Origin of the sequence: Streptomyces sp. NPDC012794 (genome assembly GCF_042901085.1) — a bacterium.
Taxonomy (GTDB): domain Bacteria; phylum Actinomycetota; class Actinomycetes; order Streptomycetales; family Streptomycetaceae; genus Streptomyces.
In genome coordinates, this window is record NZ_JBIBCI010000010.1 from 1 (window position 1) to 12,816 (window position 12,816).

Sequence of the window (12,816 nt, forward strand, 5' to 3'; positions counted from 1 at the left end):
GGGGGGGGGGGGGGGGGGCCCCCCCCGGGGGGGGGGTGGCGGGCGGGGGGGGTGGGGGGGGGGGGGGGGTGGGGGGGGGGGGGGGGGGCGGGGGTGGGGTGTCGTCTGGGGCGGGCTTCGATGTTCGGCGCCTGTTCCGGATCCGGTTGTGCGAGGCACCGCGCGCCGAATTCATCTCGTTTTGGCCCCGGACGACACCCCACCCCGTCCCCGCCCCCTTGCGTCCGTTGTCCGGCCGCCCGCCCGTGTCTTTGCCCGCGCCGGTGTGCTGCTGGCGACTCCAGCCTCGCCGGCGTTTGAGGCGCCGGGTCTGGGGCGGAGCCCCAGGAGGGGGCCGGGCGCAGCGCGGGGAACGGGCGAAGGGTGGGCAGGGGACTTCGCCCCGCGCAGCGGCACGCCGGCCGGACGCCGGGAGGCTACGGGGCGCCCGTGATGACGGCCGTCAGGGTGGTGCCCGGAGGGAAGGCGGCGGACGCCGTCAGGGCGTGCAGGGCCCACAGCAGCTTCGCCACGTAGATCCGTTCCACCGGAACCCCGTGCCGGGACTCGAAGTCGGCGGCGAAGGCGTCCAGCGCGGGCGGGATACGGGCGTAGCCGCCGTGGTCGAAGCCCTCCGCCAGGGTCCAGTCGCCGGCCGGGCCGCCGAAGGCCAGGGTCTGGAGGGAACGTATCTCCGCCCCCAGGAAGCCCCCGGCCAGGACCGGGACGCCCAGCGCCCGCTGGCCCGGAGCCAGCCCCGCCGCGAGGCCGGCCAGCGTGCCGCCCGTACCGCAGGCCACCGCCACCACCTCGGACATCCCGCGCAGCTCGCGGCCCAGTTCCGCGCAGCCCGTGAGGGCGAGGGCGTTGCTGCCGCCCTCGGGGACCACGTACGCGCCCGTGGCCCCCGCGGAGGCCAGGAGGCGGGCCAGGGTGCGCGGCTCGGCCTTGCGGCGGTACTCGGAGCGGGTGACGAAGTGCAGCCGCATGCCGTCCGCCGCGCAGCGGGCGAGGGAGTCGTTGAGGGGGCGGCCGGCCAGTTCGTCGCCGCGGACGATGCCGACCGTCTCCAGGCCGAGCAGCCGTCCGGCCGCCGCCGTGGCCCGGAGGTGGTTGGAGTAGGCGCCGCCGAAGGTGGCGAGCCGGTCGTGGCCGGTTTCCATCGCTGCCCGGAGGTTCGGCGCGAGCTTGCGCCATTTGTTGCCGGGCAGCTCCGGGTGGACCAGGTCGTCCCGTTTGAGGAGGAGCCGTACCCCGTGCGCGCCGAAGCGTTCGTCGGCCGCCTCGACGAGGGGGGACGGCGGGCGGGGTCGCAGTTCGGGGTGGGTCACCAGTTCATTGTCGGGCCTGTCACTTGAGGCGTTCGGCGACGCGTTCGCGCAGCCGGTCCATGGTGAAGCCGCGGGGGTCGATCTTGCCGGGCTGCCATTCGCGGTGGCCCAGGACCGAGCGGGCGCCCCAGCCGTGGACGCGGCAGACGGCGGCCGCCGCGCGGGTGATCGCGTCGAGCTGGACGGCCGGCCAGGGGTCCTCGCCGTCGCCGAGGTTCTCGCACTCGAAGCCGTAGAAGTACCGGTTGCCGTCGGTGTCGGCGTGGTGGTCCGGCGGCAGCCGCCTCTCGGCGATCACGGCGGCCAGTACGTCGGAGTCGCCGGCGCCGGCGTGGTTGGCGCGGCCGAAGCCGACCAGGTGGACCCGGCCGTCCTTGGTGATCACGCCGTGACAGAGGGGTCCGGGCAGGGCGGAGTGGCCGTCACGGCAGAGCTCCACGGTGTACGCGGTGCCGCGCGTGGCGGTGTGGTGGATCATCACCCCGTGCACCGGCCCCCAGGGGCCCCTGTGGTTGCGGTTGTGGGTGCGCCAGGCGCCCACTTCCACGACGGTCAGGCCCTCGGCGCGCAGTGCCTGGATGAAGCGGTCCGCGGACATGGGTGCGGCCATGACCGCCTCCTTTCACCGTGTGTGTTCGTTCCGTTACTTAACGGTGTAGTGGAGGGTGCTCTTCCGCGGCTAGGGCGGTATTCGGCCACTGCCTCGTTCCGTCATGCGGAGATCCGTTCGAGCGCGGGCGGGAGGGTGTGGTGAACCGGCCACCCCGCCGTCGTCCCGCCACGGAGGTGGCCGGAAACGGTGCGGGCGGGAGGGATGGGGGCAAGGGGGCTAAACCTTTCAGCATGCCCATCTCCCGCTGGAGTAGTCCCACCCGTTTGTGTAGTGGTCCGGTCGCGCAGCGCACTGGAAGGCTTCCGTCCCGCACACCCATGGAGTGATCGAAAGGACAGACATGTCGGTCCAGGCAGGTTCCGAAGCCGAATCCCGGACGTCGCAGAGCAGTCTCGGGACCGCGGCCGCCCGGAACTTGGCGTCCACGACCAAGTCCGCGCCGCAGATGCAGGAGATCACCTCGCGGTGGCTGCTGAAGACGCTCCCGTGGGTCTCCGTTCACGGCGGCACCTACCGGGTCAACCGCCGCCTGAGCTACTCCGTCGGCAACGGCGTCGTGGAGTTCGTCAAGACCGGCTCCCAGGTCCAGGTCATCCCGGCGGAGCTCGGGGAGCTGCCGCTGCTGCGCGACTACGAGGACCAGGAGGTCCTCACCGAACTCGCCGCGCGCTGCCGCCAGATCGACTTCGAGGCCGGGCAGGAGCTCACTTCCTTCGGCAGCCCCTCCGACCAGGTCTTCCTGCTCGCGCACGGCCGCGTCGAACAGGTCGGCCCCGGCCCCTACGGGGAGGACGCGGTCCTGCGGACCGTCGCCGACGGCGCGTACTTCGGCGAGGCCTCGCTCACCGACGAGGGGGCCATCTGGGAGTACACCGCCCGCGCCGCCACCGCCGGTACGGCCCTGACGCTGTCCCGGCAGGACTTCCGGCTCCTCGCCGACCGGGCCGGCTCGCTGCGGGCGCACGTGGACCGCGTACTCACCCGGCCCGCGCGGCGCACCAACCCGTACGGCGAGGCCGCGATCGACCTCTCCGCCGGCCATGTCGGCGAGCCCGTCCTGCCCGGGACCTTCGTCGACTACGAAGCCCGGCCGCGCGAGTACGAACTCTCCATTGCACAAACGGTCCTGCGCGTCCACACCCGCGTCGCCGACCTCTACAACCACCCGATGAACCAGACCGAGCAGCAGTTGCGGCTCACGGTCGAGGCGCTGCGGGAGCGCCAGGAGCACGAGATGCTCAACAACCCCGACTTCGGCCTGCTCCACAACGCCGACTACGACCAGCGCATCCAGCCCCACGACGGCGCGCCCACCCCGGACGACTTCGACGCCCTGCTCAGCATGCGGCGCGACTCCAAGCTGTTCCTCGCGCACCCCGAGGCCATCGCCGCCTTCGGGCGCGAGTGCAACAAGCGCGGCCTCTACCCCGAGTCGGTCGACGTCGCCGGCACCCCGGTGACCTCCTGGCGGGGCGTGCCGATCTTCCCGTCCACCAAGATCCCGATCAGCGCCGCCCGGACGACCTCCATCCTGTGCATGCGCACCGGCGAGGACGAGCAGGGCGTGATCGGCCTCCACCAGCCCGGCATCCCCGACGAGATCGAGCCGAGCATGTCGGTGCGCTTCATGGGGATCGACGACCAGGCGATCATGTCCTACCTGGTCACCGCCTACTTCTCCGCCGCCGTCCTGGTGCCGGACGCGCTCGGCGTCCTGGAGAACGTCGAGATCGGCCGCTGGCGCTGATGACCGCGAACGCCGTGGCGACGGGCGAGGGGCAGGAAGCGGCGGCCCTGCTGGAAGACACGAGGGAAACGGTCAACCCGGCCCTCCGCCGGGCCGTCGAGAGCCTGCCCGGCGCGATGCGCCGGGTGGCGATGTACCACTTCGGCTGGGAGCACGAGGACGGCACTCCGGCCGCGGGCGGCGCCGGCAAGGCCATCCGGCCGGCGCTCGTGCTCGCCTCGGCGCAGGCCCTGGGAACGCCGGGGAGCATCGCCGCGGACGCCGTACGGGCGGCGGCGGCCGTGGAGCTCGCGCACAACTTCACGCTGCTGCACGACGACATCATCGACCGGGACGTCCGGCGCCGCGGCCGGCCCACGGCCTGGACCGTCTTCGGGACGCCGGCCGCGATCCTCGCGGGCGACGCCATGATGGCCCTCGCGCTGCGGCTGCTCGCCGAGGACCCCCACCCGGCCTCGGCGGCCGCCTCGGTCCGGCTCGCGGCCTGTGTCGTCGAGCTGTGCGAGGGGCAGCAGTCGGACTGCGCCTTCGAGGAGCGGGCGTACGTCTCCCTCGACGAGTGCCTGACCATGGCGACGGCCAAGACCGGGGCCCTGCTCGGCTGCGCGTGCGCGCTGGGCGCGCTGTACGCCGGCGCCGGGCCGGAGGAGGTCGAGGCGATGGACGCCTTCGGGCGGGAGGCCGGGCTGGCCTTCCAGCTGATCGACGACCTGATCGGCATCTGGGGCGACCCCGGGCACACCGGCAAGCCCGCCGGGGCCGATCTGCTGGCCCGCAAGAAGTCCCTCCCGGTCGTGGCCGCCCTGACCTCGGGCACCGAGGCCGGTGAGGAGCTGGCGCTCCTCTATGCCGGCCCGCTGAAGGAGGACGACGTGGCCCGGGCCGCCCGGGCGGTGGAACGCGCCGGCGGCCGTGACTGGGCGCAGGCCCACGCCGCCGACCGGATGGGCCGCGCGGTGCAGGAGCTGTCCCGGGCGGTGCCCGACCTGGCGGCGGCGGGCGGGCTGCTGGCGCTCGCGGAGTTCGTGACGCGGCGCACCAAGTAGCGGCCGGTTCGTTCCGGTGCCGCGGAGGGTCTGTTCCGGCGCTGCGGGGCGCCGGAACAGGCCTTTTCGGGGGCGTGTGGCGAGAATCGCGCGGGACAACTCTAGGATCACTCGCGGTAGTTGACACGTGAGTGAAGGGTGTGCCCCGTGGTGCTGGAGATACGTCAGGCAGATCAGTCGGACCGGGACGCGGTCGCGCGCCTGCTGGACGAGGCCTTCCGCGGTGACCCGGTGAGCAGCTGGGTCTTCCCGGACCCGGAGCACCGGGCCGCCGTGCACGGCAAGTTCCTCGGGGTCTTCGTGGACGTCGCCCTGGCCGAGGGCCGGATCGACCGCACGGCGGACGGTTCGGCGGCGGCGCTGTGGCTGCGGATCCCGGCGGGCGAGCCGGAGGACGGGGCCGCCGAGGACGACGTCCCGGCGAGGATGCGGGCGGTCGCCGACCCGGACAACGAGCGGTGCGAGCTGGTCGGCCGGCTCACGGGGGAGGTGCATCCGACCGCCGAGGAGCACGAGTACCTGCTGATGATCGCGGTCGCGCCCGGCCGGCAGGGCGAGGGGCTGGGCACCGAGCTGATCCGGCCGGTCCTGGAGCGCTGCGACCGCGAGGGGGTCCCGGCGTACCTGGAGGCGAGCAGCGAGCGGAGCATGCGGCTGTACGAGCGGCTCGGGTGGGAATTCACGGGCGAGGCGGTACGCCTGCCGGACGGCCCGCTGATGTGGCCGATGTGGCGCAAGCCGCAGGGCGAGTCGCGGGGCGTGCGGCGGGGATGAGTGCGGGGTGAGTGGCGGTTCCCGGAATTGGGGGTTGGCAAAGTACTTCAGATGAAGTACTTTCGTCGGCGTGCCCCGGAGCGGCGGCACTCCCGAACGGAAGAGACTCGCTTGCGCAAGCTCACGTACTTCATCGCCACCACCGTCGACGGCTTCATCGGAGCCCCGGACGGCGATGCCGATTTCATCTACGGCTACCTCGACCCCGAGTTCGTCGGCCACCTCGCGGCCGAGTACCCCGAGACGATCTCCGGTCCGGGGCGTAAGCAGCTCGGCATCGCGGACGCCCCGTCCAAGCGCTTCGACACGGTGATCATGGGCCGCAACACCTACGAGCCCGGCCTCAAGGCGGGCGTGGCCAGCCCTTACGGCCACATGCGCGAGCAGTACGTCGTCTCCCGCAGCCTCGCCACGCCGCCGGACCCGCAGGTGCGGCTCATCAGCGGTGACCTCGTCGCCGAGGTGCGGAAGATGAAGGCGCGGGACGGCCTGGGCATCTGGCTGTGCGGCGGTGCCGACCTGGCGGCCCAACTGGTGGACGAGATCGACGAGTACATCGTGAAGACCTACCCGGTCGTGGTCGGGACCGGCATGCCGATGTCCCGCGCCGGGTTCGGGGTGCGCCCCCTGGAGCTCACCGGCTGCACCGCCCTCGGCGGCGGCCAGGTCATCACCTCGTACGACGTCAAGCGCTGACCGCACCGCCCGCTGACCGCACCGCCGCCGACCCCACCGTGCCGAGCCCGTCATGACGCACGGAAACGGCCTACCGTGGAGGTTTGGCCGGTGAACAGCAGCAGAACGAGCGCGGGACGGTCGCCCCGCAGGCCGGACACGAGCAGCGGACGTGTCCGGCCTGCGGGCATGCCGTGGAGACGGTGCTCCGGCGGCGCAAGTCCATGGGGGTCTTCGTACCCGTACCCGAGTGGAGTCCGGGTCCCTGCCGGAACCCGGACCGCGCTCCGTACGTTCCCGAGGACAGGCCCTAGCGGCTAGCGGCCGGTGGCCGGTGGCGGTCGTCAGCCCTTGGAGTCCAGCCCCGAGGCGACCAGGCCGTTGGCCCACAGCTGGTTGACGCGCGTCCGCTCGGCGCTGTTCGGGGTGGCGTTCGTGCACGAGGTGCCCGGGCCGCCGCCCGACATCAGCTCGCTGCACGGACCCGTGTAGTGGTCCGGCAGGCCCAGCACGTGACCGGTCTCGTGGGCCGTCACGCGGGTGGAGTTGTACTGCTGGTTCTGCCGGTAGTCCAGGAAGATGTAACCGCGGCCGTGGCCGTCCGTGCTCGCGTACGAGCCGCGGGAGTCGTTGCCCTCGTAGTACGCGAAGTTCCCGCCCGTGGACACCTCCTGGAGCTTCACGTTGGTGACCGAGCTGTTCCAGATGCGGGTCGAGGTGGCTATCTGGGAGCGGAAGCTCGGGGCGTTGCGCGTGTTGTAGGTGACGGTGACGGCCAGCGCGCCCGGGTTCGCGGCCCGCTGCTCGGCGACCGACCGCTTCACGGCCTCGAAGAAGGCCCGGTTGGCGGCCTCGTTCTCCTGTGAACGCTCGTACGCGGCGTAGCTCGCCGGGCCGCCGGCGGGGGCGGTGGTGGCGGCGCCGGCGGAGGGCACGACACCGCCGAGGGCGGCGGCGACGGCGAGGCCGACGGTGGCGGCGGACAGCATGGTCCTGTGGGAGTGGCGCATGTGGGGGCTCCTACTCGGATGGTGCGGTGGGGGGTGGATGGGTCGTCCGGTACCGGAGTCTGCGGGAGCCGAGCGGGCCGGGGGATGATGTCAGAGCCCGATAGCGCGGAACTATCGGGAGGGTTTCGGGCAGGCCACACCTTGGTCAACCAGCCGCACAATGGCGTGATTTGAGGGGCTATCGGCGGCTGGTGCGGTCCCCGGGGCCCGCCTACCCTCGGGTCATGGAGCTCGAGGTGAGGCACCTGCGCGCGCTGTGTGCCATCGAGGACGCCGGGAGTCTGCACAAGGCCGCCCGGCAACTCGGCGTGAGTCAGCCCTCCCTGACGACGCAACTGCGCCGGATCGAACGGGCCCTGGACGGCGAACTGTTCCTGCGCGAGCGCACCGGCTGCCGGCCGACGCCCTTCGGGCGCACGGTGCTCGGGCGGGCGCGGCCGCTGCTCGCGGAGATGGCCGCGCTGGTGGCGGAGGCGCGGGCGGCGGCGAACGGGCCGCGGCTGCGGATCGGTTCGACCGCGAGCCGGGCCCTGCCGGGGTGGCTGCGGCGGCTGCACCGGCGCGCACCGGAGCGGGAGACGTCGCTGGTGGTCGACGTCTCCGCGAACGCGCTGCTGCGGATGACGGCCGGCGGGCAGCTGGACGTGGCGTTCGTCCACGAGGTGGAGGGCAGCCCGCTGAGGGTGCCGGCCGGGCTGGAGCTGCGGGTCCTCATGGAGCGCGAGCCGCAGTTCGTGTCCATGTCCCGGGACCATCCGGCCGCGCGGTCGCCGGTGGTGGCGTTAGAGGACCTGGCGGGCGACCGCTGGACGGTGGACCCCTCGGTGGACGGCGAATGGGACGGCCTCCGACGGGTCTTCGCGGGCGCGGGGGTCGACCCGCCCGTGCTGCACGCCGACTACCACACCGCGACGTCGCTGATCGTGTCCGGGGAAGCGGTGGCTCCGTGCCAGCCGACGTCCGGGCCGCGCGACGACATGGCCATCCGGCCGCTGTCGGGGGACCCGCTGGCGGTGCGGCTGCTGCTGGCGACGCGGCCGGGGGAACACGCGGAGGTCTTCGAGGACCTCCGCGACGCGTACCGCGAAGCGGCGCTCCGCACCCCGCCGTACCGGGCGTGGCTGCGGCGGAGCGGGAGTCCCTTGCTGGTGGCGTAGGCCGTTGCCCTGGCCGGGCCCTTCGGGGGTGGGCGGGGTTGCCCTGTCGGGCGGTTGCCCTGTGGGACGGTGCCGAGGTGGGTGGTTGCCCTGTCGGCGGGGTTCGGGTGGGGGGCGGTGCCGGGGCGGGGTGTCGTCCGGGGGGGGGCTTCGATGTTCGGTGCCTGTTCCGGGTCTGAGTCGTACGGGGTACCGCGCGCCGAATTCATCTCGTTTTAGCCCCGGACGCCACCCCACCCCGTTCCCGCCCCCTCACGTCCGTCGTCCGGCCGCCCGCCCTTGCCTTCGCCCGGGCAGGTGTGCTGCTGGCACATCCGGTTGTCGGCCGCCTCGCCGGCGTTGAGGCGCGGGTCCGGGTGGAGCCCGGGGAACGGGGGGCGGCCCCGCGCAGCGGCGGCCATGGGGGCGTGCCGGCGAAGGGTGCTTGACTTCGGTCGGCCGCGATATATCGTGTCTAGGGAGACGCGATATGTTGCGTGCGCCAGCCTGAGGAGGAGCAGCACATGCCAGAGCAGATGACGTGGTCGGTCGCCGCACCACAGAAGCTCACCTTCGAGCGGCCCGTGGCCGACCTCCGCGTGCGCGTCGTCGGCGGCACGGTGAACGTGGTCGCCTCCGAGGGCGGCCCGGCCCGGCTGGAGGTCACCGAGGTCGACGGGCCCCCGCTGCACGTGGTCCAGGACGGCGGCACCCTCACGCTCTCCTACGAGGACCTGCCCTGGAACGGCTCCCAGGGCTTCCGGAAGTGGATCGAGGGCAAGCCGTGGAAGGCCTGGGCCGGTTCCTCCGCGGACGGCCGCAAGGCCTGGGAGCGCAGCGTCACCGTCACGCTCACCGTCCCGGCCGGCACCCACGTCCAGCTGGCCACCGTCAGCGCCGCCGCCTTCGTGTCCGGAATCTCCGGTGGTACCGAGGTCAACGGGGTCTCGGGCGACGCCACCCTGGTCGGGCTCTCCGGGCGGGTCGAGGCGCGGACCGTCTCCGGCGGGGTCGAGGCCCAGTCCGTCACCGGTGAGTTCGCCTTCCACTCCGTCTCCGGCGGTCTGACGGTGGTCGACGGCGCGGCCGGCAGCGTACGGGCCGACTCGGTCAGCGGCGACATGCTCATCGACCTCGTCCCCGACCCGGCCGCGCCCGAGCCGGTGGACATCTTCCTGAACTCCGTCTCCGGCCAGGTGGCCATCCGCCTCCCGCATCCCGCCGACGCCCGGGTCGAGGCGAACACCGCCACCGGCAGCGTCTCCAACGGCTTCGCGGACCTGCGGGTCACCGGCCAGTTCGGAGCCAAGCGGATCACCGGCACCCTCGGCACCGGAACCGGCACCCTGCGGGCCACCACGGTCTCCGGGGCCATCGCCCTGCTGAGCCGGCCGCAGGCCGCCGCTCCCCTCCAGCTCGACAAGAAGGTGCTCTGACATGCCGCCCGTCTTCGCCCACGGCCGCCTCCGCCTCTACCTCCTCAAGCTGCTGGACGAGGCGCCCCGTCACGGGTACGAGGTGATCCGCCTGCTGGAGGAGCGGTTCCAGGGGCTGTACGCGCCCTCCGCGGGCACCGTGTACCCGAGGCTGGCGAAGCTGGAGGCCGAGGGGCTGGTCACGTACGCCACCGAAGGCGGGCGCAAGGTGTACTCCATCACCGAGGCGGGCCGCGCCGAGCTGGCCGACCGGGTGGGGGAGCTGGCCGACCTGGAGCTGGAGATCCGCGACTCCGTGTCCGAGCTGGCCGCGGAGATCCGGGACGACGTCCGCGGTGCCGCCGGTGACCTGCGCCGCGAGATGCGGGCCGCGGCCTCCGCCACGACGGCCCATTTCGAGGACGAGTCCTGGAAGGCGGCCAAGGAGGAGTTCCGCAAGGCGAAGCAGGAGTGGAAGGAGCAGGCCCGCCGGGCGAAGGACGAGAGCCGCCGGGCCCGTGAGGAGGCCCAGCAGGCACGGCGCCAGGCCAAGGAGGCGCAGGAGCGGGCCCGCGAGGAGGTCCAGCGCATCGCCGCCCAGCTCCAGGAACAGTTCGCCAGGTCCGGCGGGGTCCTGGGCAGCCTGGCCGGGGCGTGGCTGGGCGGCGGAGGTGCGGCGGAGGCCGGGCCCGCCGGGACGGCGAGCGCCCCGGGGCCCTCGGGATCCGGCTGGGCCGAGGACCTGACGCCCACCGCCGACCCGGCGCGGGACCTGGACCGGCTGCTGGACCGCTTCCGGGACGACGTCCGCGACGCGGCCCGCGACCACGGCGTCACCCCCGCGCAGCTCGCCGAGGCCCGCGCCCACCTGGCGGCGGCCGCCGCCCGCATCGCGGCGGGGCTGCGGCCCGGGGTCTAGTCGGCCAGGGCCGCTTCGGCGGTGGTGTAGGTGATCCCGTGGTCGGCCAGGGCCTCCGAGACCGGGCCGGGGCGGGAGAGCAGGGCCAGCAGCAGGTGGAAGGTGCCGATGTGGCGGTCCCCGCGGCCCAGGGCGATGCGCAGGGACTGTTCCAAAACCTTCTTGGCGCCCCCGGTGAACGGGACGTGCCTCTTGCCGGACTCCGGGCGGCCCAGGGCCGTGCGGAGGGAGGAGCCGAGGGTGCGCCCGCGGGGTGCGGGGGCCGCGAGGGCGCCCGCGCCGTGGGCCTCCTCGATCCGGGCGACGATCTCCGAGAGGTCGATGCCGAGGCCGGCGAGGGCCTCCTCGTCCGCCCTGGACATCCCGCCCCGGCGGCGGGCGGCCCGCAGGCCCGCCGCGACGGCGGCGCGGTCCACGCCCAGGCGGTCCAGGGCGCCGCGCTCCAGCAGGGAGAGCAGCAGGTGTTCCTCGGTGACGGTGGCGGCCCCGGCCGTGCGGGCCTGGGCGGCCGCGCCCGTCACCGTGTCGCGGGCGTCCCGGGTGAAGCGTTCGAACATCAGAGCCTCCCGTGCTTCTTGTGTACGGCCTGCCGGCTGACGCCCAGTTCGGACGCGATCTCCTGCCAGGACCAGCCCTGCGCGCGGGCGCTGCGTACCTGTACGGCCTCCAGCTGCTCCAGCAGCCTGCGGAGGGCGGCCACGGCACGCAGGCCCACGCGGGGGTCCTGGTCCCCGGCCCGTGCGGCGAGGTCGGTCGCTTCGGTCATGCATGTCAATCTAGGTTGACGCGGGAGGGGTGTCAACCCTGATTGACAGGCGGGGTGGTCAGACCGTGAGGACGATCTTTCCGAAGAGGTCTCCCGACGCGAGCTGCTCGAAGCCCTCGCGGGCGCGGTCCAGGGGCAGCACCCGGTCGATGACCGGGCGGACGCCGGTGGCGGCGCAGAAGGACAGCAGGTCCTCCAGCTCGTCCTTGGTACCCATGGTCGAGCCGACCACCTTCAGCTCCAGGAAGAAGATCCGGTGCAGCTCGCCGGCCGGCGGGGTGCCGCCGCTGGTCGCGCCGGAGATCACCAGGGTGCCGCCGGGGCGCAGGCTCTTGACCGAGTGCGACCAGGTGGCCGCGCCCACCGTCTCGATGACGGCGTCCACGCGGTGCGGGAGCCGCGCGCCCGGCTCGTAGGCCTCCGTCGCGCCGAGCTCCACGGCGCGCTTGCGCTTGGCCGAGTCGCGGCTGGTGGCGAAGACGCGCAGGCCGGCCGCCTTGCCCAGGACGATCGCGGCGGTGGCGACGCCGCCGCCCGCGCCCTGGACGAGTACGGAGTCGCCCGGCCGGACCCCGGCGTTGGTGAACAGCATCCGGTACGCCGTCAGCCAGGCCGTCGGCAGGCAGGCGGCCTCCTCGAAGGACAGCTCGGCGGGCTTGGGCAGCACGTTCCAGGCGGGGACGGTCACCTGCTCGGCGAAGGTGCCCTGGTAGCGCTCGGTCAGGATCGAGCGGGGCTCGTCCGGGCCGACTCCGTGGCCGCTCTGGCCGATCACGGAGTGCAGGACGACCTCGTTCCCGTCCTGGTCGGTCCCGGCGGCGTCGCAGCCGAGGATCATGGGCAGTTTGTCCTCGCCGAGGCCGACTCCGCGCAGCGACCACAGGTCGTGGTGGTTGAGGGAGGCGGCCTTGACGTTGACGGTCACCCAGCCGGGGCGGGCCACGGGGGCCGGGCGCTCGCCCAGCTCAAGGCCGGTCAGCGGCTGGTCTCGGTCGATTCGGGCGGCATAGGCAGCGAACATGGCGCCAGACGCTACCGGTCGGTAGGCCCCTCTGGCCAGAGGAGGCCGATCGCCGCCGGGTAGGAGTGGAAGCGCTCGTTCGATCCTCAACTACCGCCCGTACCAGGTGGTTTGTCCATTACCCGGAGCCAATCGGAACGTCAAAGACCGCCCTGGGAGGGGGTAGGATTCCAGCCATGCGGCGCGCTCGCCATGAGCCTGTCATTCTCGTCGCGTTCTCGCTTTGCGTTCCCGCGTTCTCTTGCGCGCCCGGCAACGAGGCGGAGCGACCCCTCCCCGTTCGGGGGCGGGGAGGGTGCATTCCCCGCGAGGGAACGACGCGTACGCGAAGAGGCCCGGCCGGATCGATCCGGCCGGGCCTCGCCCGTAGCGCTGTGCTCAGCC

13 protein-coding genes are annotated in these 12,816 nt (G+C 73.4%); 7 read left to right on the plus strand and 6 right to left on the minus strand.

Annotated elements, in window-relative coordinates; genetic code table 11:
• Window positions 1–416: 416 nt before the first annotated feature.
• Together ACFY7H_RS19640 and ACFY7H_RS19645 are read right to left on the minus strand one after the other, a co-directional pair.
• A complete protein-coding gene (locus tag ACFY7H_RS19640) occupies window positions 417–1,310 on the minus strand; it encodes a 1-aminocyclopropane-1-carboxylate deaminase/D-cysteine desulfhydrase (RefSeq protein WP_388939594.1) in 894 nt (297 codons plus the stop codon).
• Between the two features lie 19 nt (window positions 1,311–1,329).
• Window positions 1,330–1,920, minus strand: coding sequence for an N-acetylmuramoyl-L-alanine amidase (locus ACFY7H_RS19645; RefSeq protein WP_388939595.1), 591 nt, complete (start codon window positions 1,918–1,920; stop codon window positions 1,330–1,332).
• A gap of 343 nt (window positions 1,921–2,263) precedes the next feature.
• Between ACFY7H_RS19645 and ACFY7H_RS19650 the strand changes: the two genes are divergently transcribed.
• From ACFY7H_RS19650 to ACFY7H_RS19665, 4 genes are all read left to right on the plus strand, one after another.
• On the plus strand, window positions 2,264–3,670 hold the full coding sequence (locus ACFY7H_RS19650; RefSeq protein WP_388939597.1) for a family 2B encapsulin nanocompartment shell protein: 1,407 nt from the start codon (window positions 2,264–2,266) through the stop codon (window positions 3,668–3,670).
• Window positions 3,670–4,716, plus strand: coding sequence for a family 2 encapsulin nanocompartment cargo protein polyprenyl transferase (locus ACFY7H_RS19655; protein ID WP_388939599.1), 1,047 nt, complete (start codon window positions 3,670–3,672; stop codon window positions 4,714–4,716). The genes ACFY7H_RS19650 and ACFY7H_RS19655 overlap by 1 nt, the downstream gene beginning before the upstream one ends.
• Before the next feature lie 147 nt (window positions 4,717–4,863).
• Complete coding sequence (locus ACFY7H_RS19660) at window positions 4,864–5,490, plus strand: GNAT family N-acetyltransferase (RefSeq protein WP_388939601.1); 627 nt, start codon at window positions 4,864–4,866, stop codon at window positions 5,488–5,490.
• Window positions 5,491–5,601: 111 nt separating this feature from the next.
• Window positions 5,602–6,186, plus strand: a complete 585-nt coding sequence (locus tag ACFY7H_RS19665) for a dihydrofolate reductase family protein (RefSeq protein ID WP_388939603.1) — start codon at window positions 5,602–5,604, stop codon at window positions 6,184–6,186.
• Window positions 6,187–6,509: 323 nt separating this feature from the next.
• On the opposite strand, the gene snpA is transcribed toward ACFY7H_RS19665, so the two are convergent.
• The gene (gene snpA / locus ACFY7H_RS19670; protein WP_388939604.1) at window positions 6,510–7,175 is read right to left on the minus strand and encodes a snapalysin; all 666 of its coding nucleotides are present in this window, start codon (window positions 7,173–7,175) and stop codon (window positions 6,510–6,512) included.
• A gap of 224 nt (window positions 7,176–7,399) precedes the next feature.
• Here snpA and ACFY7H_RS19675 point away from each other — a divergent pair, with 224 nt between their 5' ends.
• The 3 genes from ACFY7H_RS19675 to ACFY7H_RS19685 all read left to right on the plus strand — a co-directional run bounded on the left by ACFY7H_RS19675 (window position 7,400) and on the right by ACFY7H_RS19685 (window position 10,645).
• Window positions 7,400–8,332: a LysR substrate-binding domain-containing protein gene (locus ACFY7H_RS19675; RefSeq protein ID WP_388939605.1), complete on the plus strand. Its 933-nt coding sequence runs from the start codon at window positions 7,400–7,402 to the stop codon at window positions 8,330–8,332.
• A gap of 503 nt (window positions 8,333–8,835) precedes the next feature.
• Window positions 8,836–9,747 carry a DUF4097 domain-containing protein gene (locus ACFY7H_RS19680; protein WP_388939607.1) on the plus strand — a complete coding sequence of 304 codons (912 nt, stop codon included), beginning with the start codon at window positions 8,836–8,838 and terminating at the stop codon, window positions 9,745–9,747.
• A 1-nt stretch (window position 9,748) separates the two neighbouring features.
• Window positions 9,749–10,645, plus strand: a complete 897-nt coding sequence (locus tag ACFY7H_RS19685) for a helix-turn-helix transcriptional regulator (protein WP_388939609.1) — start codon at window positions 9,749–9,751, stop codon at window positions 10,643–10,645.
• Here ACFY7H_RS19685 and ACFY7H_RS19690 read toward each other — a convergent pair.
• Genes ACFY7H_RS19690 through ACFY7H_RS19700 form a run of 3 tightly spaced genes read right to left on the minus strand, consistent with a single transcriptional unit; the run spans window position 10,642 to window position 12,432 of the window.
• Window positions 10,642–11,202, minus strand: coding sequence for a Clp protease N-terminal domain-containing protein (locus tag ACFY7H_RS19690; protein ID WP_388939611.1), 561 nt, complete (start codon window positions 11,200–11,202; stop codon window positions 10,642–10,644). The genes ACFY7H_RS19685 and ACFY7H_RS19690 overlap by 4 nt on opposite strands.
• Window positions 11,202–11,411: a helix-turn-helix domain-containing protein gene (locus ACFY7H_RS19695; RefSeq protein WP_388939613.1), complete on the minus strand. Its 210-nt coding sequence runs from the start codon at window positions 11,409–11,411 to the stop codon at window positions 11,202–11,204. Before ACFY7H_RS19695 ends, ACFY7H_RS19690 begins: the two co-directional genes overlap by 1 nt.
• Window positions 11,412–11,469: 58 nt before the next feature.
• Entirely contained in the window at window positions 11,470–12,432 is a 963-nt protein-coding gene (locus ACFY7H_RS19700; RefSeq protein ID WP_388939615.1) for a zinc-binding dehydrogenase, read from the minus strand.
• Window positions 12,433–12,816: the final 384 nt, after the last annotated feature.

Excerpts from the sequence above, each read along its gene's own strand:
- ACFY7H_RS19645 (WP_388939595.1), bottom strand. The coding sequence starts at position 1,920 with ATGGCCGCACCCATGTCCGCGGACCGCTTCATCCAGGCACTGCGCGCC.
- ACFY7H_RS19675 (WP_388939605.1), top strand. The coding sequence starts at position 7,400 with ATGGAGCTCGAGGTGAGGCACCTGCGCGCGCTGTGTGCCATCGAGGAC.
- ACFY7H_RS19685 (WP_388939609.1), top strand. The coding sequence starts at position 9,749 with ATGCCGCCCGTCTTCGCCCACGGCCGCCTCCGCCTCTACCTCCTCAAG.
- ACFY7H_RS19690 (WP_388939611.1), bottom strand. The coding sequence starts at position 11,202 with ATGTTCGAACGCTTCACCCGGGACGCCCGCGACACGGTGACGGGCGCG.
- snpA (WP_388939604.1), bottom strand. The coding sequence starts at position 7,175 with ATGCGCCACTCCCACAGGACCATGCTGTCCGCCGCCACCGTCGGCCTC.
- ACFY7H_RS19655 (WP_388939599.1), top strand. The coding sequence starts at position 3,670 with ATGACCGCGAACGCCGTGGCGACGGGCGAGGGGCAGGAAGCGGCGGCC.
- ACFY7H_RS19650 (WP_388939597.1), top strand. The coding sequence starts at position 2,264 with ATGTCGGTCCAGGCAGGTTCCGAAGCCGAATCCCGGACGTCGCAGAGC.
- ACFY7H_RS19680 (WP_388939607.1), top strand. The coding sequence starts at position 8,836 with ATGCCAGAGCAGATGACGTGGTCGGTCGCCGCACCACAGAAGCTCACC.
- ACFY7H_RS19695 (WP_388939613.1), bottom strand. The coding sequence starts at position 11,411 with ATGACCGAAGCGACCGACCTCGCCGCACGGGCCGGGGACCAGGACCCC.
- ACFY7H_RS19700 (WP_388939615.1), bottom strand. The coding sequence starts at position 12,432 with ATGTTCGCTGCCTATGCCGCCCGAATCGACCGAGACCAGCCGCTGACC.